This window comes from Actinoplanes oblitus (genome assembly GCF_030252345.1).
Classification (GTDB): Bacteria; Actinomycetota; Actinomycetes; order Mycobacteriales; family Micromonosporaceae; genus Actinoplanes; species Actinoplanes oblitus.
In genome coordinates this window covers 473,619-496,909 of sequence record NZ_CP126980.1, presented here as the reverse complement: position 1 = coordinate 496,909, position 23,291 = coordinate 473,619, and the positions used below count along the sequence as shown (strand labels likewise).

Sequence of the window (23,291 nt, the reverse complement as noted above, 5' to 3'; positions counted from 1 at the left end):
CCCGGTCACTCCCCCTCGTGCGCGCGGTCAACGGAAGCTAACACGTGCCATGGCACAAAAGGGATGCCTCAGGACGCCGGGTAGGCCCTCGTCTCGCTCGCTTTGACCGCCGCCCACAGCTCACGCCCGGGACGCAGGTCGAGGTGGGCCGCCGCGGCCGGGGTGATGTCGGCCGCGACCGCGATCGGGCCGTCCAGGCGGACGCGCAGGTTGTCGCCGTGCCGCTGGATGTCGGTGAGGACCGCGGGCCAGGTGTTGCGCGGGCTGCCGTCCGGCTGCCGCGGGTGCAACGCGACGGCCGTCGGGGGGAAGGCGACGAACGCGTCACCGTGCACGACGTCGGTCGCGGTCAGCACGAAGTCGTCGCCCACCCGTACGGCGTGGCCGTCGCCGTGCCCCCGGAAGAGGTTGAGCCCGACCAGCTGCGCCACATAGTCGGTCCGCGGCCGGGCGGTGATGGTGGCCGCGTCGCCCTCCTGCACCACCCGCCCACCCTCGATGATCACCAGCCGGTCGGCCAGCACCAGGGCGTCGAGCGGATCGTGGGTGACCAGCAGCGTCGCTCCCGGGTGCGCGGCCAGATGCCGGTGCAGCTCGGCCCGGGTCTCCAGCCGGGTCCGCGCGTCCAGCGCCGCCAGCGGCTCGTCGAGCAGCAGCAGCGCCGGGTCGACGGCGAGCGCCCGGGCCAGCGCCACCCGCTGCGCCTGCCCGCCGGAGAGATCGCGTGGCTTGCGTCTGGCGAACTCGGCCAGCCCGACCCGGTCCAGCCAGCGGTCCGCGATCGCGTGCGCCGCCCGCCGGTCGACGCCCTGCCGGCGCGGCCCGAACGCCACGTTGTCCCGCGCGCTCAGATGCGGGAAGAGCAGGTAGTCCTGGAAGACCACGCCGACCCGGCGGTGCTCCGGCGGGGTCGCCGACAGGTCCCGCCCGTCCAGCCTGACGTGCCCGCCGGAGAGCGGGGTCAGCCCGGCGAGGGCCCGCAGCGCCGTGGTCTTGCCGGCCCCGTTCGGCCCGAGCAGGGCGACCGTCTCGCCCGGCCCGATCGACACCGCGATGTCCAGCTGGAAGTCGCCGCGCCGCACCACCAGGCGCGCGTCCAGGGTCATGGCGCGGCCAGCCAGCGATCGCGCAGCGCGGCCAGGATGGTGACCGAGACGGCCAGCAGGATCAGGCTGAGCACCACCGCGCCGTCCAGGTCGCCGCTCTCCATGCTCTGGTAGACGGCGAGCGGCATGGTCTGGGTGATCCCCGGATAGTTCCCGGCGAAGGTGATGGTGGCGCCGAACTCGCCGAGCGCGCGGGCCCAGCAGAGCACCCCGCCGGCCGCGATCCCGGGCGCCACCAGCGGCAGTGTCACGTGGGTGAAGGTGACCCAGCGGCTCGCGCCGAGGGTGGCGGCGGCCTCCTCGTACCGGGTGTCGGCGCCGCGCAGCGCGCCCTCGACCGAGATGACCAGGAACGGCAACGCCACGAACGCCTCGGCGACCACCACACCGGCCGTGGTGAACGGCAGGCTGATCCCGAACGTCTCGGCCAGCCAGCCGCCCAGCAGGCCACGCCGGCCGAGGGCGAGCAGCAGGGCGATGCCGCCGACCACCGGGGGCAGCACCAGCGGCACGGTGATCAGCGCCCGGACCAGGCGGCGGCCGGGGAACGTCACCCGGGCCAGCAGCCAGGCCAGCGGGACGCCGAGCAGCAGGCAGAGCAGGGTGGCGAGGCTGGCGGTGAGCAGCGACAACTTCAGCGCCTGAGCCACCTCCGGCTCGGTGAGCCGCTGGCGCAGGGTGGACCAGGGGGTACGCCACAGGAGCCCGGCCAGCGGCAGGATCAGGAAGATCAGCCCGCCGACCGCCGGCACCAGCAGCGCCGGCGGTACCCGCTGTTTCGTCACGGTGCCTGGAACCCCGCAGCGGTCAGCACCTTGATCCCCGCGGGGGAGAGCACGTAGTCGACGAACTGCTGGGCGCCGGTCGGATTGGCGGCGCCGGTGAGCACCGCGATCGGGTACTCGTTGATCGCCTTGGCCGACTCGAGGAACTCGACCGCGTCCACATCCGCCGACGATGCCGTCGCGTCGGTGCGGTAGACCAGGGCGGCGTCCACCTCGCCGAGCTTGACCTTGGCGAGCGCGGCCTTGACGTCCTGCTCCAGAGTGACCGGGGTGAGCTTGACCCCGGCGGCCTCGACGGCGGTCCCGGCGGCCGCGCCGCACGGCACCTGCGGGGCGCAGAGCGCGACCTTGAGACCCGGCTCGGCCAGGCCGGCCAGACCGATGATCTTCTTGGGGTTGCCCTTCGCTGTCGCGATCACGAGCTGATTCTTCACGAAGGTGGTCGGCGAGACGGCGCTGGTGACCGCTGCCATGTTCGTCGGCGCGGCGGAGGCGAACACGTCGGCCGGGGCTCCCTGGTTGATCTGGGTGGCCAGAGCCGAGCTGCCGGCGAAGTTGAACGTCACCGTGGTGCCCGGATGGGCCGACTCGAACTGCTTGCCGAGCGTGGTGAACGACTCGGTGAGCGAGGCGGCGGCGAAGACCTTGACGGTGCCGGTGGCGGCGCCCGGGCTCGATCCGGTCGCCGGCGCGTCCGAAGCGCCGTCACCGCAGCCGGCCACCCCGAACGCCAGGACGGCGGCGAGACCCGCCGCCGCGACTGTGCATCTCACGAAGTCCTCCCCCAGGTGGCCCGCTCGACCACGACGGTGGTCGATTTGATCACTGCCACCGCCACCGAGCCGACCCGCAGATCGAGCTCGTCGACGGCCTCCCGGCTCATCAGCGACACCACCCGGAACGGTCCGGCCTGGATGTCCACCTGAGCCATCACGGTGTCCTTGACCACGGCGGTCACGATGCCGCGCAGCCGGTTGCGGGCCGACGAGGAGTCGGCGCGCTCGTCCGGCTCGGCGGCCTGGGCGCTGACGAAAGCGGCCAGGTCCACCCCGTCGATCACCCGGTGCCCGTGCTCGTCACGGGACGCGGCGAGCCGCCCGGCATCGACCCAGCGGCGCACCGTGTCCGGGCTGACCCCGAGCAACTCGGCCGCCTCGCCGATCTGGAACACCGTCATGCCCCTCACCCTAATCTTTCGCACCTGCGAGCCAAGATGGCGTTCGTCACCGGCACAATCGGCCTGGCTTCCCCCAAAAGACTCGCAGCTGCGTCTCAGAGGCCACCCGGCACAATGAAGATCGGCAGTTCGGCGATTGGAGCAGGCAATCATGAGCACATCGGTACGGCGCCCGCACGGCCCCGGCATGCCGTGGGCGCTGGCCCGGGCGACCGCCAGTGACCTGGCCGGTCCGCTCCCCGCCGAGCGGACCACGCCGGACGCCGCGACCGGCCGGATCCTGGCCCGGCCGGTGATCGCCGAGACCCCGGTGCCGGCCTTCGACACGGCGGCCATGGACGGTTACGCCGTCGCCGGTCCGGGCCCGTGGAAGGTGACCGGCCGGCGGCTGGCCGGGCCGGGCGAGCCGGGTGCTCCGCTGCTCGACGGGACCGCGATCGAGGTCGGCACCGGGGCGGCGCTGCCGCCGGGGACACGAGCGGTGCTTCCGTACGAGCACTGCTCCCGCACCGACGACCAGGTCACCGGCGACGTGACCGGCACGCACATCCGCCACGCCGGTGCGGAGCTGCGCGCCGGGGACCCGCTGGCCGGCGCGGGACGGCCGGTCACCGCCACCCTGGCGGCCGCGGCGGTCCAGGCCGGCGTCGAGGAGCTGCACACCCATCGGCCGCCCGTGGTCGCCCTGTTCGTCACCGGTGACGAGGTGATCACCAGCGGGCGCCCCGGGCCGGGTCAGGTCCGGGACAGCTTCACCGGCCTGGTCGGCGCGGTCACCGGCCGGGCCGGTGGCCGCCTGCTGGGCAGCACCCGCCTGCCCGACGACCCGGCGGCCCTGGCGGCGGCGCTGACCGCGGACGGCCCCGACGTGCTGGTGGTGAGCGGCTCGTCGTCCGCCGGGGCCGCCGACCACCTGCACCGGGTGCTGGCGTCGCTCGGCGCGACCTGGCACGTGCGGGGCGTGGCGTGCCGTCCGGGACATCCGCAGGGGCTGGCCGAGCTGCCCGGTGGCCGCTGGGTGGTGAGCCTGCCGGGCAACCCCTACGCCGGCCTGGTCGCCGCGCTGACGCTGCTGGAGCCGCTGCTGCGGACCATGGCGGGGCGCCGGCCCGAGCCGGTGCCGGCGGTCGCGGTGACCGGCGCGGCGCGACTGTATGCCGAGGGCGTACGCATAGTGCCGGTGACCGGAAGCGAGATCGTGCCCGGCGCTCGCGCCGGCAGCCTGCACACGGCGGCGGCCGCGGATCTGCTCGCCGTGCTGCCGGCCGGCTGGCGCAGCGGCGACCCGGCGCCGGTGCTCACCATCCCCTGATCAAAAACTTTCGCGGCCGGGGCAACCTTTCCGGCTTCAGCGGACACCACCTCGCATGACCCCCTCCCCCACTCGTAAGCGCCGGAAGGTTCTCGCCGGCGGCATCGCCGCTGCCGCGGTGCTGGCCGGCGCCGGTCTGCTCGGCGGCCAGCCGTGGGCGAACGCCGCGTCGAGCATCACCTTCGACACCGGCGCCGGCGTGACCTTCGTGGTCAACACCACGAACGGCAACCTGACCTCGCTCAAGCACAACGGCACCGAGCTGACCGCTTCCGGCCAGGCCGCCGGTCAGTTCGAGTCCGGCTGGTCGTCCGCGACGGTCACCGGCCAGACCTTCAACGGCGGCAACTCGATACTGGTCAGCGCGACGAATGCGTCGATCGGCGTGACGCAGTACTACTTCGCGCGCAAGAACGACAACACGATCTACCTGGCCACGAACATCACCAAGGCGCTGAACCCGGGCGAGGCCCGGTTCATCACCCGGCTGAAGAGCTCGCTGCTGACCACCTCGCCGGTGGCCGCGCGGACCGCCGGGACCACGTCGACGGTCGAGGGCTCGGACGTGTTCGCCTTCGCCAGCGGGCAGACCGCGTCGAAGTTCTACAGCTCGCAGCGCCTGATCGCGCAGACCCCGTTCGGGGCGAGCGGGAACGGGCACGGGGCGTTCATCATCCCCGGCACCAATGACATGACCTCCGGTGGCCCGTTCTTCCGGGACATCGAGGTGAACGACACCGGGACCGCCGTCAACATCACCCACTACATGTTCAGCGGGCACCAGCAGACCGAGGCGCTGCGGCTGGGGCTGCACGGTCCGTACGCGCTGGCCATCACCGACGGCGCCGCGCCGGCCGTGCACAGCATGGACTTCCTCAGCTCGTTCATCCCCGGCCTGCTCGCAAACGCCCAGCGTGGCGGCGTGAGCGGCACCGCGAGCGGCAGCTGGAACGGGCTGCGGGCGACAGTCGGCCTGGCCGGACCCACCGGCCAGTACTGGGGCCAGGTCAAATCCGGTCAGTTCGTCATCGGGCATGTCAAGCCGGGCACCTACACCGCCACGCTCTACGCCGGTGAACTGGCCGTGGGCAGCACCAAGACGATCACGGTGACCGGCGGGGCGACCACCACGCTGGCGATGACCGGCAACGTCCCGGCGGCCGGCACGCTCTTCCAGCTCGGCACGTTCGACGGCACCCCGGCCGGCTTCCGGAACGCCGACAAGATCGAGACCGAGCACCCGTCGGACAGCCGGATGGCGCCCTGGACCGCGAGTTCCTACCGCGTGTCCGACGGCGCCGCGAAGTTCCCGATGGCAGAGTTCAAGTCGGTGAACTCGCCGATGGCCCTGACCTTCACCCTCGCCTCGGTCCCGGCCAACGGCGTCAGGCTGCGGATCGCCACCACGTCGAGTTTCGCCGGCGGCCGTCCGGCGGTCACCGTCGGCAGCTGGTCGTCGCCGTCCTCGGCCTCCCCGGCACCGGCCAACCTGGACAGTCGCAACGTCACCCGGGGCACCTGGCGCGGCATCAACACCACCTACACCTTCGCCATCCCGGCGAGCGCCCTGAAGTCCGGCAGCAACACCCTGTCGATCGCCACGGTCAGCGGCAGCAGTGGCGCCACGTTCCTCAGCCCGAACTTCATCTTCGACGCCCTGGCCCTCGACCCGGCCTAAAGATCAACACCATGCGGGGGTCCGGCCAGGCGGCCGGCCCCCGCTTGCTTCCCCGACCCTTTCGGTACGCCCTCAGCACCGCTCCGCGGTCCGCGGCCCTCGTCCCCTCCGCGCCGCCGGCCCGGCTCCCTCGCCCCGCCAGCGGCTCAGCGGCTCAGCGGCCGAACGTCTCGACGGCCTCCAGGACCTCGGCGGCCCGGATCGCGTCGTGCAGCGTCGCGCCGTGCGGGTTTCCCTCGGTGATCGAACGCAGGAACAGCGCCGCCTCGATCACCTTCAGGTCGTCGTAGCTCATCGCGATGCCGGCGCCCGGCTGGAACGCCGCGTACTCGCCGTCGCCGGGTCCCGCGAAGATCGTGCGGCCGTCCGCCACCAGCTCGCCCATCCGCCGGAAGTCCCAGCTCAGCATGCCTCGCGTGCCGTGCACGGTGAAGCCGTAGTGGTTCTGCTCGCCGGCCGCGACCCGGCTCGCCTCGACCACCACCCGGGCGCCGCCGGCGGTCCGCAGCAGCGCCGCGAACCAGTCGTCGTTCCGCACCGGCCGCAGCGGACCGGTGCCACGCTCGTGGCCGGTGGTGGCGCCGCTCGGCGCCGGCCGCTCCGGGATGAAGATCGCGCTGTCCGCGGCCACCACCGCGTCGATCTCGCCGAGCAGGTGCCGGACCAGGTCGACGGCGTGCGCACCGAGGTCGCCGAGCACTCCGTTGCCGCCGCGCTCCCGTTCGAACCGCCAGGTCAGCGCGGCGTCCGGGGCGGCCGCGTAGTCACTGAAGAAGCGGAACCGGGCGTGCGTGACCGAGCCGATCTCGCCGGCCCGCAGGATCGCCCGGGCCCGCTGCACGGCGGGCGCGTGGCGGTAGTTGAAGCCGACGCTGACCTGACCGGTTCCGACGATGGCCCGCGCGTCGGCGACGCTCAGCCCGACCGGCTTCTCGATCCAGAGGTGCCGGCCGGTCGCCGCGACCGCCGCGCCGATCTCGCGGTGCAGGAAGTTGGGCGCGGTGACGCTGACCGCGTCGATCCGCGGGTCGTCGAGCAGATCGCGCCAGTCGGTGGTCACCGTCGCGAAGCCGAACCCGGCCGCCCGGCCGGGCACCTCGTCGGCGCCGGCCACCAGCCGGGGCACCGGCAACCCCGGATAGTGCCGCGGCAGCCGGAGGTAGGCCTGGGTGTGCACCCGGCCCATCCATCCCAGACCGATTACGCCGATCCCGATCGAATCCATGTCTGTGCATGGTAAGCGGCACTGTGGGTAATGCGTGAGCTACATCACGAACATCTGGAGGTCCACCCCATGGCGCAGAGTCTGGGATCTCCCGCCCCGGCCGGTGACGCAGGAACGATCCGGAGCTTGATCCCCGCACGCATCGACCGGCTCAGCTGGTCGCCGTTCCACACCCGAATGATCCTGGCGCTCGGCACCGCGTGGGTGCTGGACGGCCTGGAGATCACCATCGCGAGCGCTATCGGTCCGGTGCTGACCGAAAAGGAGACGCTCGCGCTCAGCAGCACCCAGGTCGGTGCGATAGCCACCGTCTACCTGCTCGGCGAGGTGTTCGGCGCGCTGTTCTTCGGCCGTCTCTCGGACAAGCTCGGTCGCAAGAACCTGTTCGTCGTGACCCTCGGCGTCTACCTGGCCGGTAACGCGCTCACGGCGCTCACCTGGGGCAACGGGATCGTTGCGATCATCTTCCTGTATCTGACCAGGTTCATCGCCGGTGCCGGCATCGGCGGCGAGTACGCCGCGATCAACTCGGCGATCGACGAGATGATGCCGGCGAAGTATCGCGGCCGGGTCGACATCGGCGTCAACGGCACCTACTGGGGTGGCGCGATCCTCGGCACGCTGGGGACGTTCGTGCTGCTCAACCACATGAACCTGAACCTCGGCTGGCGGCTCGGCTTCCTGATCGGCCCGGTCATCGGCGCCTGCATCTGGAGCCTGCGCCGGCACCTGCCGGAGAGCCCGCGGTGGCTGATCATGCACGGCCGGGAGGCCGAGGCGGAGCAGAACATCCAGCAGATCGAGCGGGCGGTGGAGTCGTCCGGCCAGCAGCTCGCGCCGGTCGACGAGAGCAAGGCGATCGACATCCGGCCGACCCAGGACCACGGCTATCTGTCGCTGCTCCGGGTGCTGTTCAAGCAGCTGCCACAGCGGTCGATCCTCGGCGCCACGCTGATGATCACGCAGTCGTTCCTGTACAACGCGATCTTCTTCACCTACACCCTGGTGCTGACCAACTTCTACGGGGTGGACGAGAAGAACGCGCCGCTCTACCTGATCGCCTTCGCGGCCGGGAACCTGATCGGCCCGCTGACCATCGGGCACCTGTTCGACGTGGTCGGCCGGCGCAAGATGATCGCCGGGACGTACCTGCTCTCCGGGTTGCTGCTGGCGATCAGCGCGTTCATGTTCAACGCCGGGATGCTGAACGCGATCACCCAGACCATCGCCTGGTGCATCATCTTCTTCTTCGCGTCGGCGGGTGCCAGCTCGGCGTACCTGACGGTGAGCGAGATCTTCCCGCTGGAGATCCGGGCGCAGGCCATCGCGGTGTTCTTCGCTATCGCGCAGTGCTTCGGCGCGATCGGGCCGGTCTTCTACGGCGCGCTGATCGGCGAGGGCGAGGACCCCGGCAAGCTCTTCATCGGCTACCTGATCGGCGCCGCGGTGATGGCCATCGGCGGCATCGTCGAGATCTTCCTGGGCGTCGACGCCGAAGGCAAATCCCTGGAAGACGTGGCAACCCCGCTCTCGGCGGTCACCAGCCGCCCACGAGCCACCGGCTGACCCGCCCACCGGGTGTTGATTTCCGGAACCACCCACGGGCAACGAAGGGCGGGCTGATCGTTCTGGACGCGCAGCGGCCAGATCAGCCCGCCCGGCCCGCGCGGGAGCATGCGATCCGCACCCCGGCTGGACCCGCGTAAATGAAGATCTTGAAGTTGATCTTCATGGGTTCGATCTATTTGGGGTGCGTGGCAATGAACTTGGCGATGTAGTCGTCCAGCTGGGTCTGCGGGTGCCAGCCCAGGCTGCCCGCCTTGGTGAGGTCGGCCTGGCCGCGAACGCGCTCGCCGGGCAGCGCCGGGATCATCTTGATCTCCGTGCCGAACAGCTTGGCCACCTCGACCAGCGGCCACTCGCGGCCGGTGCCGAGCAGGTAGCCGTCGCCGGCCCCGCCCCGGGCGACCAGCACGATGCCGCGCACGATGTCGTCGATGTGGGTGAAGTCGCGGGTCTGGGTGCCCGGCGACACCACGGTCAGCGGCTCGCCGGCCAGGTACTGCCGTTCGAAGATGCCGATCACGGTGGCGTACTTGCCGTTGGCGATCTGCCCCGGTCCGTAGACGTTGTAGAAGTACGTGATCGCGTAGTCCAGCCCGTACCAGTTCGAGTAGTTCTTGATGTACTCGATGTTCTTCGCCTTGGTCCAGGCGTACGGGTTGAGGTTCTCGTCGTCGCCGTCGTTGCCGAACTTGGAGCTGGAGCCGGCGTAGATCAGCTTCGCGCCCTTGCCGGCCGCGAACTTGACCACCTCTTTGGTGCCCAGCAGGTTGAAGTCCCAGGTCAGGTCGTGGTCCTCGAACGACTGCACGATCCGGCTGTACTCACCCAGGTGGAAGACCAGCTCCGGGGCGGGGAGCCCGCGGTCCGCCCAGATCTTGGCAAGGTCCGCGGTGGAACCCTCCAGGTAGGTGACCCGCGGGTCGTGGACGTGGTTCTCCGGGCTGCCGGTGAAGTAGTTGTCCAGCGACACCACAGCGGCACCGGGGAACTCGGTCAACAGCGACTTGACCAGGGCACTACCGACGAATCCGGCGCCACCGGTGACCAGCAGGGTTTGACTCAACGTAGTTCCCAACTTCTCTCCAGCGGCGGCAAATGCGACGACAAGGCTACCAAGCACAACGGCCGCACCCGAAGTCTCGGGTACGGCCGTGGGCTGATGAAAAGAAGGTCACCAGGCGGAAGGCGGCGGCGGCGGAACCACCGCGGGACGGTCGTCACACGTGATCACGTTGGGCAGGTACGGACCCAGCCATCCCCCGTCGTTCCCACCAAGGTCACTGAGGGTGAACTCAGACCCGCTCGGTGTGAAGTGGAACGAACCGCAGTTGTTCACCCCGACCGCGCCGACGTGGCGCGCGTCGACGTTCTCGAACGTCGCGCCGCCGGCGGCCCGGGCGCTCACCACGCTGGTGCCGGTCCCGTCCACCCGGACGTCCTTGAAGTGCACGCCGTTGATCGAGTACTGGTCCTTCACGCCCCACTCGGCGACCAGCATGATCGCGTTGTAGGTGTTGTCCAGGTAGTGGTCACCGGTCACCCGGATGTCCGCGTCGATGCTGGAGTCGAGGGCCTCGAACCAGATCGCGCCGAGCCCGATGTTCCAGTTCAGCTCGTACGTCCCGGCCCGCACCACGGTGTTGTCGGTGATCCACAGGTGCCCGGTGAACGCCCGCGCCCCGAACCGCGAGCCGGCGTGGATGCCGCTGCCCTCCCGGATCGGGTCGGCGATCAGGTTCCGGGACACCGTGTTGTCGGTGCCGCCGTAGATCGCGATCCCGTTCGCCAGGGTCGGCGTCTGGACGGTGTTGCCGTCGAAGGTGTTGCCGGTGTCCGCGACCTTCTCCGACCACATGGCGAGCCCGTCGTCACCGGTGTTGCGGACGAAGTTGCCCCGCACCACCGAGTGGCTGACCCCGGTGTGGAAGTTCAGGCCGTCGGCGATCTGGTCGACGATGATGTTGCCGCTGATCGTGGTGTTCGACATCGGACCGTCGAACCAGAGGCCGACCTTGGTGTGCTGGATGTGCAGCCCGGTGATCGTCGAGTCGCTCATCGCGCCGCCGATCGCGTTCACCTGGTCGGTGTCGATCCGCTCCCGTACGTCGCCCTCGATCGCGAAGTCGGCGAGGTGCACATCGTGCGAGCCGCCGTCCGCCGCGTCCTTGCCGTAGAAGCCGACCCCGGTGTGCACGGAGCCGTCCGGCGCGGGGGTGCCGAGAGCGACCTCGTGGCCCTTGACCGTGGTGTACCAGTTGCCGGCCCCGGTGATGGTCACGTCGTCGACGATCAGGTGCCGGTTCACCTGGAACGTGCCGGGCGGCAGGTAGACCGCGCGGTGCACCCTCCTGGCGAACGCGATCGCCTTCTCGATGGCACCGGCCGCGTCCCGCCGGCCGGTCGGGTCGGCGCCGAAGAGCAGCACGTTCACCGCTCGCGGGTCGACCTTCGGGGCGCCGACCAGCTCGGAGTCGAGCAGGTCGATGGTGGTGGGCACCTCGCGCGCGGTCAGCCGGATCTTGTCGCCGGCCCGGTAGGCGCGGCCCAGCGCGAGCCGCTGCTCGTCGTAGAAGTGCATCGGCCGGAACGGCTTGGCGATCTGCGGAGCCGGCTCGGTGGCGGCCGGCACGCAGCCGCACTCGGTGATCCACCAGTCCGGGTGCAGCAGCCCGGCCCGCGGGTCGTCGGTGAACGGGTACTGGTTGTAGAGCCAGGAGTACCGCGAGGTCAGCGTCATGGTGCGGGTGCCGCCCGGGGTGCCCACCGTCAGCGGCGCGGTGATCCCGCCGCCGTCCGGGGCGTCCGGGATGCTGTAGCGCACGGTGATCGCGTTGGCGGCCTTGGGCAGGGTGAACTCGACGTACTCGCCCGGGTCGAGGGTGACAGCGGAGCGGCCGGAGGCTTCGGCGGCGAGCGTGTACGCGGTCCGGCCGGCCGGGAGCACGGCGCCGGTGGTGACGGCGTGCTCGGCCTCCTGCTCGGTGAACGCGACGGCGGCGCCGCGCCCGGCGACCAGGGCCGGATCGAGAGCGGCCCGGGTGGCCGCGGCGGTGATGGACGGTGGGGCGGCGACGGCATCAGACGGACCGATCGCCACGCCGAGGGTGACCAGCGGTGTGGTCAGGAGAGCGGCCCAGCGGGGCGGAGCGAACATGTCGAGGACCATAGAATTCCGGTGATCTGCTTCACAAGTGTTAGTCCCGTTTTCTCGGCGAATTGCTTGGATCTTTCATGAGAGCCTGGATTTCTTGCGGCTTGCTGGTCACGGCGCTGCTCACGGCTTGCAAGCCGGAGCCGGCCGAGCCGGCCTGGACCAGGGTCGAGCTGCCGGGCGCGGCGGGCGCCACGGTCCGGGCCGTCGCCGCCTGCGGCACTTTCTGGTACGCCGCCGGCGCACTCCCCACGGCCGGTGGCGAGACCCGCCCGGCGGCCTGGCGCAGCCCGGACGCGGTCACCTGGACGCCTGTCACGTTCGTCTCGCTGCCCGGCAGCTTCTACGGCCCGCGCCAGGTGATCTCCCAGCTGGCCTGCGCCGGCGACCGGGTGGTGATGCTCGGCGGGGCGCCCGGTGGCGCGCACGGCAACCTGCGGATCAGCTCCTGGCACCGGCTCCCGGACGGCCGGATGGCGGAGGACCCGGCCCCGTTCGCGACGTACGGCGGGGACACCGCCGTCGACGTCGCGCACCTGGCGGCCGGCGAGCACGGCGTCGCCATCGCCGGCAACCGCTCGTCCGGCGCGGCCGCCTGGCTGTCCCCGGACGGGCGGGAGTTCACCCTCTTCGAGGACGCACCGGGCCTGGCCGGGCCGGGGACCGCGGCCCGCGACGTCGTCGAGCTGCCGGACCGGCGCTGGCTGGTGGCGGGCAGCCGCAACGGCCGGGCGGCGGCCTGGACCAGTGTGGACGGCGCCAGCTGGAGCAGCCTGGATCCGCCGGACGCGGGCGGGTACACCGAGTTGCAGCGGGTGATCCGGGACGGCGACGACGTGCTGGCGGCCGGGCCGCTCGGTACCGCGTTCGCGGTGTGGCGGCTGCGTGCCGGGGTGTGGGCGCGGCTGGCCACGTTCGGCGGGGCGCCGACCGGGGTGCAGGCGCTGACCAGGGTGAACGGGCGGTTCGTGGTGGCCGGGGGTGGACTCTGGGAGTCCGCTGACGCGCGGGAGTGGCGGGCGGTGGGCGTACCGGAAAGGGTGGTGAACGCGGCCGGCCGCGATCACCATCTGATGGTGATCGCGGCCGGCGGGGTCTATCTGACTACCGAGTGACGCTCCGTCTACAGCTTGAAGCGCTCGACGATGTGGCGCAGGTCGGTGGACATCCCGGCCAGGTGCGTGGCGGCCCGGTCGGCCTCGGCCACGCCGACCGTGGTGAGCTGCACCGACGACGCCACCCCGGTGATCGTGTCGGCCACCCGGGTGCCGGCGTCGGCCGCCTCGCTGACGTTGCGGCTCATCTCCTGCGTGGTGACTGTCTGCTCCTCCACCGCCGAGGCGATGGTGGTCTGGAAGTCGTTGATCCGCCCGATGATCTCGCTGATCTCCCCGATCGCGGCGACCGCGCCGGCGGTGTCCGCCTGGATCGCGGCGACCCGCTGCCCGATGTCCTCGGTGGCCCGCGCGGTCTCCTGGGACAGCTCCTTGACCTCGCTGGCCACCACCGCGAACCCCTTGCCCATCTCGCCGGCCCGGGCCGCCTCGATGGTGGCGTTCAACGCGAGGAGGTTGGTCTGCTCGGCGATCGCGGTGATCGTCTTGATCACGTCGCCGATCTCCGCCGACGACTCGCCCAGCTTGGCCATCACCGCGCTGGTGTTGCGGGTGACGTCGACCGCCCGGTTGGCCACCTGCACGGCCTGGGTGGCGCTCTCGCTGATCTCCCGGATCGACGCGCCCATCTCCTCGGAGCCGGCCGCCACGGTCTGGATGTTCAGCGACATGGTGGCCGCCGAGTCGGCGACCGTCGCGGCCTGCCGCGCGCCCTGCTCGGCGCTGCTGGTGCTCTGCTTGCTGGTGGCGGCGAGCGCGCCGGCCTCGGCGGCCAGCGACTCGGAGTGCGCGGTCAGGTCGGTGACGGTCTGCCGCAGCGAGCTGGTGGCAGCCCGCAGCGAGTCGGCCATGTGCCCGAGCTCGTCGCGCTGGTGCACCTCCGGGTCGCCGGTGAGGTCACCCTCGGCGACCTTGTCCAGTACCCCGCTCACCCGGCGCAGCGGGACGATGATCAGCCGGGCCACGAAGAGGGCACAGCTCACGCCGAGCAGCAGCGCCGCGAGCAGCGCGGCGATCACCAGGGTGCGGGTCCGGTTGGCGGCGTGGTCGAAGCCACGGCCGGCGAGCATCGCCTTGTTGGCCGTGCCGACCTCGTCGGAGAGCAGGCCCTCGTAGGCCTTGCGCAGGTCCCGGTTGGCGCCCAGGGCCAGCTCGGTGGCCGCCTTCGGCTTGGTCTCGAAGAGGGTGAACTCGGACTGCACGGCGGTGAACCACTTGTCGGTGGCCGCCTCGATCGCGTCCACCTTCGCGGCGTCCGCGCCGGCCAGCCCACGGGCCGCGGCCAGCGAGGCCGTCACCTTCTCCTGCCGGCCCAGCGCCTCCTTGGCGAACTTCGGGTCCTCGGTGAGCAGGTAGCCCCGCTCGTCGTTGGCGGCCGACTTGAGCGCCAGCGCGGCGTCGTTCAGGTTGGTGAGGTACGGCAGCATCCGCCCGATCTCGGCGTTGCGGGTGCTGGTCATGTCGCCGATGCCGGTCACGGCGAGCACGCCGGTCACCACCGTCCCGGCTATCGCCACGCCGGCGACCGCAAGCACTTTGGTGGAGACCTTACGGTCCCGGCACCACTGCCCCAGCCCACGGTTTCCGGCCATCTTCGTCATCCCTCTCCTCGTTCGGTACCTGCTGATTCGGCACCGAACCGGCGGGTCTGACCGCTGCAACCGAGAGTTAACCGATTTGCTTCGATAACGCATGCCGTTCCATCTGGGAACCGGCAGCCGCCACGGCCGGGCGGAACAGCTCGCCGGCCGCCCGGTCTCCGGCGCGGTGCCGGTGCCGGCGAACCTCAGGCACCTCAGCGGTCCCCCTGCTCGGGTCTGACCACCCTGACGAACGGCGGACCCGGATCAGGACACCGGAACGTTGAACGGGGTGAGAATCCGCACCGCGGCCGGATGGGAACGTATCGGCCCGGGCAGGAGCCCATGTGCCCGCAGCATCGCCCGGCCGGCGTGCCGCAGGTCGGCCCCCAGGTCCTGGTGCAGCACCGCGGAGATCTGCTGGGTCCGCAACAGCGGCAGGGTGTCCGGGGTCAGGCCGTGCGCCACGAACACGTCGTAGTTCCGCCGCTCGGCCGCGAACGCCGCGACCACCCCGGCGCAGTCGCCGGCCGCCGGCGCATAGACCGCCCGTACGGTATGTGTCCCGGCCAGCGTGGCGCGCGCCTGATCCGGACCGGTCACCACGTGCAGCCGCCGGGCCGGGCCGAGCACCGACCGGAAGCCGGCCACCCGCTGCGGCGCCGCCCGCTCGGCGACCACCAGCACGTCGCCGGCGCGGTCGTGCAGCCACTGCTCGACCAGGTACGCCGCTGTCGCCCCGGCCTCGAAGTCGTCCACCCCGACGTGCGCGATCCGCTTGCCGGCCGGCAGGTCCACGTTCAGCGTCACCACCGGCACGTCCAGCCGGGCCACCGCGTCGGCCACCTCGGGCAGCGGCGGGGCCAGCACGATCACCCCGTCCGAGCGGGACCGGGCGACCTGGCCGAGCGCGCCGGCCGGGTCGTCGGTGCGGTGCACCCGGGACTGGATCGGCAGGTCCGGGTCGAGCGCCGCCGGCACGTCCGCGCCGAAGTCGGTGGGCAGCACCAGGTCGATCGTCAGGACGCGAGCCGTCGCGGACTCCCGGTCCAGCTCGGCGATCGCCTGGTGGACCCGGCCGGCGGTGCTCTCCCGGACCCCGCCCCGCTGATGCAGCACCCGGTCCACGGTGGCCGGGCTCAGGCCGGCTCGCGCGGCGATCTCCTGGATCCGGTGCGGGGGCTTCACGCCGTACAGAATGATGGGTTCCTGAGGTCCCATGGAAGGTCTTTGATCTCATTCCGCTCCATCGCGTGACGTAGTCTTCGCGCGTGCGCGTGATCTCCCGCCGGTCCGGCGACGACGTCCAGGTGTTCGACGAGGCCCTCGAGCCGCTCCGGATCTTCCCGCTGCCCCCGGACGTCTGGTCCTGGTCGGTGTCCTCGGCCCGCGACTCGCTGGTCTACGCGACCGACGACGCGGTGGTCCGGATCGACCCGGCCGGGCGCGAGCGATGGCGCTTCGAGCTGGGCCCGCGCGGGGAGTACGCCGGCTCCTTCCTGGTCGACGCGGTGTTCTCCGCCGACGACGCGCTGGTCTGGGTCTACGCGCCGCAGGCCGAGGCCGACCGGGGCGAGCAGGACGAGTGGATCGTGCTGGACGCGGCCACCGGGGCGCCGCGCCGCCGGTTCCCGCTGGACAGTGCCGGGCACGGCGGCGGGCAGCACCCCTTCCGGGACGGGCGGATGCTGCTCGACGTCGGCGAGGGCCAGGACGGCACCCGGGTCTACCTCGCGGCACCGGACGGCGAGCCGCTCGACCTCGGCTGGGCGGACCGCGTGCCGATCGGCGTCGCGCCGGACGAGAGCCAGATCATGACGGTCGAGTACGAGCAGGGCGACGTCGCCTTCCACGACTTCCCCAGCGGGGTGGTCCGGTTCCGGCTCGGCCCGGAGGCGTTCGGCTACTCCGCCGTCGAGTTCGCCGGTGGCTACCTGGACGCGGAGACCGCGATCGTGGTGGTCTCCGACGGCGAATCCTGGCGGCATTTCCGGGTCGGCACCGGTACCGGCGAGATCCTCGGTGACCTGGGCATCGTCACGATGGAGCCGGACGACCTCGAACCGCTGGGCGACGGCACCTATGTCATTACCGACACCGACGGAACCCTCAGGCGCATGTGATCAAGCGCCGAAGAAGATAAAGTAGTCACGCCGATCCGAGAGGCGCTGCAACGGACAATGGCGTCCGCCACGCTCGGGTGCGGAGTCTTTGACGTAAGGGCGCCTCCTGAGAGGGAGGAGCCCTCTTTTCATGAGCGACAAACTTAAGTCCGTCAACGGTCTCGACTTCGCGATCGCCGACATCAACCTGGCCGAGGCCGGGCGGCACCAGCTCCGCCTCGCCGAGCACGAGATGCCGGGCCTGATGTCGCTGCGCACCGAGTTCGGCGAGTCGAAGCCCCTCGCGGGCGCCCGGATCGCCGGCTCGCTGCACATGACGGTGCAGACCGCGGTCCTGATCGAGACGCTTGTCGCGCTCGGCGCCGAGGTGCGCTGGGTGTCCTGCAACATCTTCTCCACTCAGGACGAGGCGGCCGCCGCTGTCGCGGTCGGCCCGACCGGCACCGTCGACGCCCCGGCCGGCGTCCCGGTCTTCGCCTGGAAGGGCGAGACCCTGGAGGAGTACTGGTGGGCCACCACCCAGCTGTTCGACTTCGGCAACGGCCAGGGTCCGAACATGATCCTGGACGACGGCGGTGACGCCACCCTGCTGGTGCACAAGGGCGTGGAGTTCGAGGCGGCCGGCGCGGTCCCGCAGGCCACCGAGGCCGACTCGCACGAGTACTCGATCATCCTGGACACCCTGCGGGCCAGCCTCGCCGAGGACCCGCAGCGGTTCACCCGGATCGCCGCCGAGATCCGCGGCGTGACCGAGGAGACCACCACCGGCGTGGCCCGGCTCTACAAGCTGGCCAAGGAGGGCACCCTGCTCTTCCCGGCGATCAACGTCAACGACGCGGTCACCAAGAGCAAGTTCGACAACAAGTACGGCATCCGCCACTCCCTGGTCGACGGCCTGAACCGGGCCACCGACGTGATGCTCGGCGGCAAGCTGGCAGTGGTCTGCGGCTACGGCGACGTCGGCAAGGGCTCCGCGGAGACCCTGCGCGGCCAGGGCGCCCGCGTCGTGGTGACCGAGGTCGACCCGATCTGCGCGCTGCAGGCGGCGATGGACGGCATGCAGGTGGTCCGCCTGGAGGACGTGGTCGGCGAGGCCGACATCTTCATCACCACCACCGGCGGCACCGACATCATCCGGGTCGAGCACCTGACCGCGATGAAGCACAACGCGATCGTCGGCAACGTCGGGCACTTCGACGACGAGATCGACATGGCCGGCCTGGCGAAGGTTCCCGGCGTCGAGAAGGTCGAGATCAAGCCGCAGGTGCACGAGTGGCGCTTCCCGGACGGGCACTCGGTGATCGTGCTCTCCGAGGGCCGGCTGATGAACCTGGGCAACGCCACCGGCCACCCCAGCTTCGTCATGTCCAACTCGTTCACCAACCAGGTGATGGCCCAGATCGAGCTCTGGACCAAGCCGGGCGAGTACGCGAAGCAGGTCTACGTCCTCCCCAAGCACCTGGACGAGAAGGTCGCGCGGCTGCACCTGGACGCGCTCGGCGTCCGGCTCACCACGCTGACCAAGAAGCAGGCGGAGTACCTGGGCGTGGACGTCGAGGGTCCGTACAAGCCGGAGCACTACCGCTACTGAGTTATAAGCAGTAGATAGTCCCCCTGTGTCGGTTCTTCGCGGCTAGCCTGCGATTTCCGACATAGGGGGATTTTCATTATGTTCTTGCGACAGATCGCAGCGGCCATCGTCGTGGTCGCGGCCGTTGCCGGTTTCGCCCCTGCGGCCGTCGCGACGGCCCCGCCGGCCCGCCGGCTCGACCCGGACGCCGCCTTCCTGCGCACCGCCCATCAGGGCAACCTCGCCCAGATCGTGCTCGGCCGGATCGCCGCACACAAGGCTGCCGACCCGCGGATCCGCGCGCTGGGCGCCCGGTTCGCCGCGGACAGCACGCACCTGGACGCGGCGGTCCGCGATGTCGCCCGGACCCTGCGCGTCCAGCTGGACAGCGAGCCGAACAGCACCGTCCAGCAGGGCGTCATGCTGTACCGCAGCACGTCCCGGACCGAGTTCGACAAGCTCTTCCTGACCACTCAGGCGGCCCTGCACGCCCGTGCCGCTCGGGTGATCCGGGCCGAGCTGGCCGACGGCGACGAGGCCGAGGTGCGACAGATCGCCCGGGGCGCGCTGCCGATCGTCCGGCGCCACACCACCGCCCTGCGGCAGGCCGGCCTCGAATAACCGGCGAGCTGCTCCCGATCACGTCATCAGCCTGCCACGACGGCGTGATCGGGAGTAGCGAAGAATAGGTGGATGAGCCTCGAGGAGACCCTTCTTTTCGGTCTGGGCGCCGTCGCGGTCATCGTGCTGGTGCACTGGATCACCGGGAAGACCGGCCTGCCCGCCGCTGTCCTGCTGACCGTTTTCGGAATCGCCTACGCCTACCTCCCCGGTCCGAACGTCGAACTCGAACCGGAGCTGATTCTCACGTTCATCCTTCCGCCGCTGCTCTACAACGCGGCGCTGGACTCGTCACTGCTGGACATCCGGCGCAACCTGCGCACCGTGATCAGCCTGTCGGTGGCCCTGGTGATCGCCACCGCGCTGCTGGTCGGTTACGGGCTCTCCCTCTGGGTCTCCGGCGTCACCCTGGCCGCCGGCGTGGCCCTGGGCGCGGCGGTGGCCCCGCCCGACCCGGTCGCCGCGCTCGCCGTCGGCCGCAAGGCCGGCCTGCCCACCAACCTGATCACCCTGATCCAGGGCGAGGGCCTGCTCAACGACGCGACAGCGCTGACCATCCTGCTCGTCGCCGGCGAGGTGGCCACCGGCCACGAGGACTTCTCGGTCAAGGCCACTGTCGGCGAGTTCGTCCTGGCCGCGGCCGGCGGAGTGCTGGTCGGCTGGGCGGTGGCGTGGGTCGTCCGGTTCCTCCGGGTGCTGCGCGCCGACCCGCTGACCGCCAACGCGATCTCGCTGGTCACACCGTTCACGGCGTACCTGCTCGGCGAGCACCTGCACGTCTCCGGGGTGCTCGCGGTGGTGGTGGCCGGCCTGATCATCGGCCACGACACCCCGCGCTACGCGACCGGCGCCAGCCGCCTGCAGACCAGCGCGGTCTGGCGGCTGATCGACTTCCTGCTGGAGGGCGTGGTCTTCCTGCTGATCGGCCAGCAGATGAGGACCGTGCTGCAGGGCCTGGGCAGATACGGAACCGGCACGATAGTCGTCGCGCTGTCGGTCACCCTCGGCGTGGTGCTGCTGCTGCGCCCGCTCTGGCTGGTGCTCACCCAGCTACTGCCCCGCTCGCTGCACACCCGGCTGGGTGGTGAGGACGACTCCGGCACGGTCCAGGAGAAGTCGCTCAGCGGCAAGGAATCGGCGGTGCTGAGCTGGGCCGGCACCCGCGGCGTGATCACGCTCGCCGCGATCTACAGCCTCCCGGGCACCTTCCCGAACCGCGACCTGCTGGCCTTCTGCGCCTTCTCGGTGGTGCTGGTCACCCTGGTCGGGCAGGGCCTGACGTTCGCGCCGCTGGTCCGCCGGCTGGGCCTGCGGGCCAACGAGACCGACAAGGCCCGGCTGCGCAACGAGGCCCGCTCGGCGGCGGTCCGCGCCGCGCTGAACCGGCTCGACGACATCCAGAGCGAGCACCACGACAGCAACGAGGACGAGGCCATGGAGACCATGCGCAAGCAGCTCCAGGTCCGCCTCGACCGCTACCGCCACCGTCTCGACCTGCTCGAACAGGTGGACTCCCCGGAGGTGCCGCTGTCCGAGCAGTACGAGGCCGCGCTGACGGTGCGGCAGGCGGTGATCGACGCCGAGCGCGAGGAACTGCTCCGCTGGCGGGACGCCGGCCGCCTGGACGACCAGAACCTGCGCGTACTCAATCGCGAACTCGACCACGAGGAGCTGGTCCTGCCGAAACGCGGGAGATCGCACTGAGCGCCCCGGCCTGCGGCGATGCCGCAGGCCGGCGGCTTGTCAGGCGGGGATGTCGCGGCGGCGCAAGGCGGTCAGCCCGGCCGCGGCGAGGGCGACAGCGACGAGGATCAGGACGATTTCCGGTACGGCGGAGAAGCTCGCCGCCGGCAGCTGCGGCACGTGCGTGAAGGGCGAGACGTCCATCGCCCACTGCGGGACCTCCAGCAGCCCGCCGACCAGCAGGATCAGCAGCGACACCGCCACCGCGCCCCAGGCGGCGGCGGCGAACCGGGGCAGCACCCCGATCAGCAGCACGGCCACCGAGCCCAGCACCCAGACCGCCGGCAGCTGAGCCAGCGACGCGGCCAGCACCGGCCCGGGATCACCGAAGGTCGCTCCGGCCAGCGCACCCTCGGCCGCCAGCGCCACCGCCGGCCCGAGCAGGGCGAAGACCAGGTGGCTGGCGGCCCACGAGAGGCGACCCACGGCGGTGCCGAGGATCAGCTCGGCGTGCCCGTTCTGTTCCTCGTCGCGGATCCGCAACCCGGCCTGGATCGCGTAGATGGCCACGATCAGCCCGCAGATCGCCGCTGTCGTCGCGAAGTACGCGTCGGTCACCGGACCGGTGCCGCCGATCTTGCTGAAGACGTCGGTCACCCCGCTGTTGCCCTCGGCGAGGTCCACCACGCTGCTGCCGACCCCGCCGAAGACCAGGCCGAGCGCGGCGAACCCGGCGGTCCAGCCGAGCAGCAGCCCCCGGTGCAGCCGCCAGGCCAGCCCGAGCGGCGAGGCCAGGCCGCCGCCGGCGTGTGCCGGGCCGAGTCGCGCGGGGAGCAGGCCGGAGCTCAGGTCCCGCCGGCTGAGCAGCACCCCGGCCACCGCCACCGCCGCCACCGAGACCAGCAGCGCGATGATCGCCGGGGTCCAGTCGTCGGCGCCGTACGGCACGATCTTCTGCACCCAGCCGAGCGGGGACAGCCAGGCGAGCCAGTCCAGCCGTCCGTCGCCGGCCGCCGAGATGTCCCCGCCCATCCGCAGCACGTAGGACACGCCGAGGACCACCACCGCTATCGTCCGGGCGCCGCGGGCACTGCCGCTGAGCTGGGCGGCGACCGCGGCGACGCCGGCGAACAGCCAGCCGCTGAGGGTGAACAGCGCGCCGAACGCCACCGAGCCCTCGGCCGGCTCCCCCGCTCCGATCATCGAGGCGGTCACCATCAGGCCGATCACCAGGCAGCCGAGCGTGGTGGCGATCAGGGCGGCGGCCAGCTGAGCCCACCGGCCGACGACGGTGGCCCGGATCAGGTCGCTGCGGCCGGCCTCCTCCTCGGCCCGGGTGTGCCGGATCACGGTGAGCAGCGCGGCCAGCCCGATCATCACCGGGACGAAGCCGGCGCGCCAGACCACCAGCTCGCCGAGGCTGTCACCGGACACCGGCCCGTAGAGGCCGGTGAACCCGGCGTTGGTGGCGCTGATGTGCGCGTACTGAAGGCGTTCCGCGTCGGTGGCGAACAGTTTCTGGAAACCGGCCAGGTAGACCTGGGGCAGGATGCCGAGCAGGAGCACCCAGAGCGGCAGGATCACCCGGTCACGGCGCAGGATCAGCCGCAGCAGGCTGCCGGTGCCGGTCATCGCGCGCCCCCGGCCTCGCCGCGGGTGTAGTGCCGCAGAAACAGCTCCTCGAGCGACGGCGGCTGGCTGACCAGGCTGCGGACCCCGGCCGCGACCAGGGACCGCAGCGCCGGCTCGAGGGCGTCGGCGTCCACGTCGAAGGCGACCCGGCCGTCGGTGCTGGTCAGGTCGTGCACCCCGGCGAGACCGGCCAGTCCGTTGACCGGACCGGTCAGCTCGGCGCGGATCGTGGTCCGGGTCAGGTGCCGCAGGTCGTCCAGCGTGCCGGTCTCCACCGAGCGGCCGTCGCGGATGATGGTGAGCCGGTCGCAGAGCGCCTCGACCTCGGCCAGGATGTGACTGGAGAGCAGCACGGTCCGGTCACCGCGCCGTTTCTCCTGCGTGATGACCTCGCGGAAGACCTCCTCCATCAACGGGTCCAGGCCGGCGGTGGGCTCGTCCAGGAGCAGCAACTCCACGTCCGAGGCCAGGGCGGCGATGAGCGCCACCTTCTGCCGGTTGCCCTTCGAGTACGTCCGCCCCTTCTTCCGCGGGTCCAGCTCGAATCGCTCGATCAGGTCGTCGCGCCGTTTCGGGTCGAGCCCGCCGCGTAACCGGCCGAGCAGGTCGATCACCTCGCCGCCGGTGAGGTGGGGCCAGAAGGTGACGTCGCCCGGCACGTACGCCAGACGCCGGTGCAGCCGGGTCGCGTCGGACCACGGGTCGCCGCCGAGCAGGCGCACGGTCCCGCCGTTGTGGCGCGTGAGCCCGAGCAGGATGCGGATCGTGGTGGTCTTGCCGGCGCCGTTCGGCCCGAGGAAGCCGTGCACCTCCCCGGTCCGGACCTGGAGGTCCAGCCCGTCCAGGGCGGCGACCTTCCCGAATCGCTTGGTCAGTCCGACCGCGTCGATGGCCTCGGTCATGCCGTCACCTCCGCTGCGCGCCGGCACCGGTCCGGCTGCGGGACCGAGCCGGCTGGCTCGGTGGC

The 23,291-nt window shown here is 71.4% G+C and carries 19 protein-coding genes; 8 read left to right on the top strand and 11 right to left on the bottom strand.

From position 1 onward, the window contains the following. Positions 1-68: 68 nt before the first annotated feature. The 4 genes from Actob_RS02250 to Actob_RS02235 are packed head-to-tail and all read right to left on the bottom strand — an operon-like array spanning position 69 to position 3,068. Entirely contained in the window at positions 69-1,106 is a 1,038-nt protein-coding gene (locus Actob_RS02250; protein ID WP_284918303.1) for an ABC transporter ATP-binding protein, read from the bottom strand. Then, positions 1,103-1,891 (bottom strand): ABC transporter permease, encoded by a 789-nt coding sequence (locus Actob_RS02245; protein ID WP_284918302.1) that lies wholly within the window; start codon positions 1,889-1,891, stop codon positions 1,103-1,105. The genes Actob_RS02250 and Actob_RS02245 overlap by 4 nt, the downstream gene beginning before the upstream one ends. After that, positions 1,888-2,664 carry a molybdate ABC transporter substrate-binding protein gene (modA, locus tag Actob_RS02240; protein WP_284918301.1) on the bottom strand — a complete coding sequence of 259 codons (777 nt, stop codon included), beginning with the start codon at positions 2,662-2,664 and terminating at the stop codon, positions 1,888-1,890. Before modA ends, Actob_RS02245 begins: the two co-directional genes overlap by 4 nt. After that, the gene (locus Actob_RS02235) at positions 2,661-3,068 is read right to left on the bottom strand and encodes a TOBE domain-containing protein (protein WP_284918300.1); all 408 of its coding nucleotides are present in this window, start codon (positions 3,066-3,068) and stop codon (positions 2,661-2,663) included. The genes modA and Actob_RS02235 overlap by 4 nt, the downstream gene beginning before the upstream one ends. A 151-nt stretch (positions 3,069-3,219) precedes the next feature. Between Actob_RS02235 and Actob_RS02230 the strand changes: the two genes are divergently transcribed. Both Actob_RS02230 and Actob_RS02225 read left to right on the top strand, forming a co-directional pair. Continuing rightward, positions 3,220-4,380, top strand: a complete 1,161-nt coding sequence (locus Actob_RS02230) for a molybdopterin molybdotransferase MoeA (protein ID WP_284918299.1) — start codon at positions 3,220-3,222, stop codon at positions 4,378-4,380. 55 nt (positions 4,381-4,435) lie between these two features. Continuing rightward, a complete protein-coding gene (locus Actob_RS02225) occupies positions 4,436-6,058 on the top strand; it encodes a rhamnogalacturonan lyase B N-terminal domain-containing protein (protein ID WP_284918298.1) in 1,623 nt (540 codons plus the stop codon). A 154-nt stretch (positions 6,059-6,212) separates the two neighbouring features. Here Actob_RS02225 and Actob_RS02220 read toward each other — a convergent pair whose 3' ends face one another. Next, positions 6,213-7,283 (bottom strand): Gfo/Idh/MocA family protein, encoded by a 1,071-nt coding sequence (locus Actob_RS02220; RefSeq protein ID WP_284918297.1) that lies wholly within the window; start codon positions 7,281-7,283, stop codon positions 6,213-6,215. 126 nt (positions 7,284-7,409) lie between these two features. On the opposite strand from Actob_RS02220, the gene Actob_RS02215 reads away from it, so the two are divergent. Further along, complete coding sequence (locus Actob_RS02215; RefSeq protein WP_284918296.1) at positions 7,410-8,849, top strand: MFS transporter; 1,440 nt, start codon at positions 7,410-7,412, stop codon at positions 8,847-8,849. 175 nt (positions 8,850-9,024) lie between these two features. Here Actob_RS02215 and Actob_RS02210 read toward each other — a convergent pair whose 3' ends face one another. Together Actob_RS02210 and Actob_RS02205 are read right to left on the bottom strand one after the other, a co-directional pair. Continuing rightward, on the bottom strand, positions 9,025-9,912 hold the full coding sequence (locus Actob_RS02210; protein WP_284918294.1) for an NAD-dependent epimerase/dehydratase family protein: 888 nt from the start codon (positions 9,910-9,912) through the stop codon (positions 9,025-9,027). A gap of 108 nt (positions 9,913-10,020) precedes the next feature. Beyond that, positions 10,021-12,003: a glycosyl hydrolase family 28-related protein gene (locus tag Actob_RS02205; RefSeq protein WP_284918292.1), complete on the bottom strand. Its 1,983-nt coding sequence runs from the start codon at positions 12,001-12,003 to the stop codon at positions 10,021-10,023. 77 nt (positions 12,004-12,080) lie between these two features. On the opposite strand from Actob_RS02205, the gene Actob_RS02200 reads away from it, so the two are divergent. Then, complete coding sequence (locus Actob_RS02200; protein WP_284918291.1) at positions 12,081-13,115, top strand: WD40 repeat domain-containing protein; 1,035 nt, start codon at positions 12,081-12,083, stop codon at positions 13,113-13,115. 8 nt (positions 13,116-13,123) lie between these two features. Here the strand turns inward: Actob_RS02200 and Actob_RS02195 are convergent, their stop codons facing one another. Beyond that, positions 13,124-14,707: a methyl-accepting chemotaxis protein gene (locus tag Actob_RS02195; RefSeq protein ID WP_284918290.1), complete on the bottom strand. Its 1,584-nt coding sequence runs from the start codon at positions 14,705-14,707 to the stop codon at positions 13,124-13,126. A gap of 255 nt (positions 14,708-14,962) precedes the next feature. Further along, positions 14,963-15,883, bottom strand: coding sequence for a LacI family DNA-binding transcriptional regulator (locus Actob_RS02190; RefSeq protein WP_284918289.1), 921 nt, complete (start codon positions 15,881-15,883; stop codon positions 14,963-14,965). Positions 15,884-15,966: 83 nt separating this feature from the next. Between Actob_RS02190 and Actob_RS02185 the strand changes: the two genes are divergently transcribed. The 4 genes from Actob_RS02185 (at position 15,967) to Actob_RS02170 (ending at position 20,713) form a co-directional block, all read left to right on the top strand. Further along, positions 15,967-16,818 carry a hypothetical protein gene (locus tag Actob_RS02185; RefSeq protein WP_284918287.1) on the top strand — a complete coding sequence of 284 codons (852 nt, stop codon included), beginning with the start codon at positions 15,967-15,969 and terminating at the stop codon, positions 16,816-16,818. Between the two features lie 130 nt (positions 16,819-16,948). Continuing rightward, complete coding sequence (ahcY, locus tag Actob_RS02180; RefSeq protein ID WP_284918285.1) at positions 16,949-18,409, top strand: adenosylhomocysteinase; 1,461 nt, start codon at positions 16,949-16,951, stop codon at positions 18,407-18,409. Positions 18,410-18,493: 84 nt separating this feature from the next. After that, on the top strand, positions 18,494-19,009 hold the full coding sequence (locus Actob_RS02175) for a DUF4142 domain-containing protein (protein ID WP_284918284.1): 516 nt from the start codon (positions 18,494-18,496) through the stop codon (positions 19,007-19,009). 72 nt (positions 19,010-19,081) lie between these two features. Next, positions 19,082-20,713, top strand: coding sequence for a Na+/H+ antiporter (locus Actob_RS02170; protein ID WP_284918283.1), 1,632 nt, complete (start codon positions 19,082-19,084; stop codon positions 20,711-20,713). 39 nt (positions 20,714-20,752) lie between these two features. Here the strand turns inward: Actob_RS02170 and Actob_RS02165 are convergent, their stop codons facing one another. Both Actob_RS02165 and Actob_RS02160 read right to left on the bottom strand, forming a co-directional pair. Then, positions 20,753-22,324 (bottom strand): ABC transporter permease, encoded by a 1,572-nt coding sequence (locus Actob_RS02165; protein WP_284918281.1) that lies wholly within the window; start codon positions 22,322-22,324, stop codon positions 20,753-20,755. Next, entirely contained in the window at positions 22,321-23,226 is a 906-nt protein-coding gene (locus Actob_RS02160) for an ABC transporter ATP-binding protein (RefSeq protein WP_284918280.1), read from the bottom strand. The genes Actob_RS02165 and Actob_RS02160 overlap by 4 nt, the downstream gene beginning before the upstream one ends. Between the last annotated feature and the right edge of the window lie 65 nt (positions 23,227-23,291).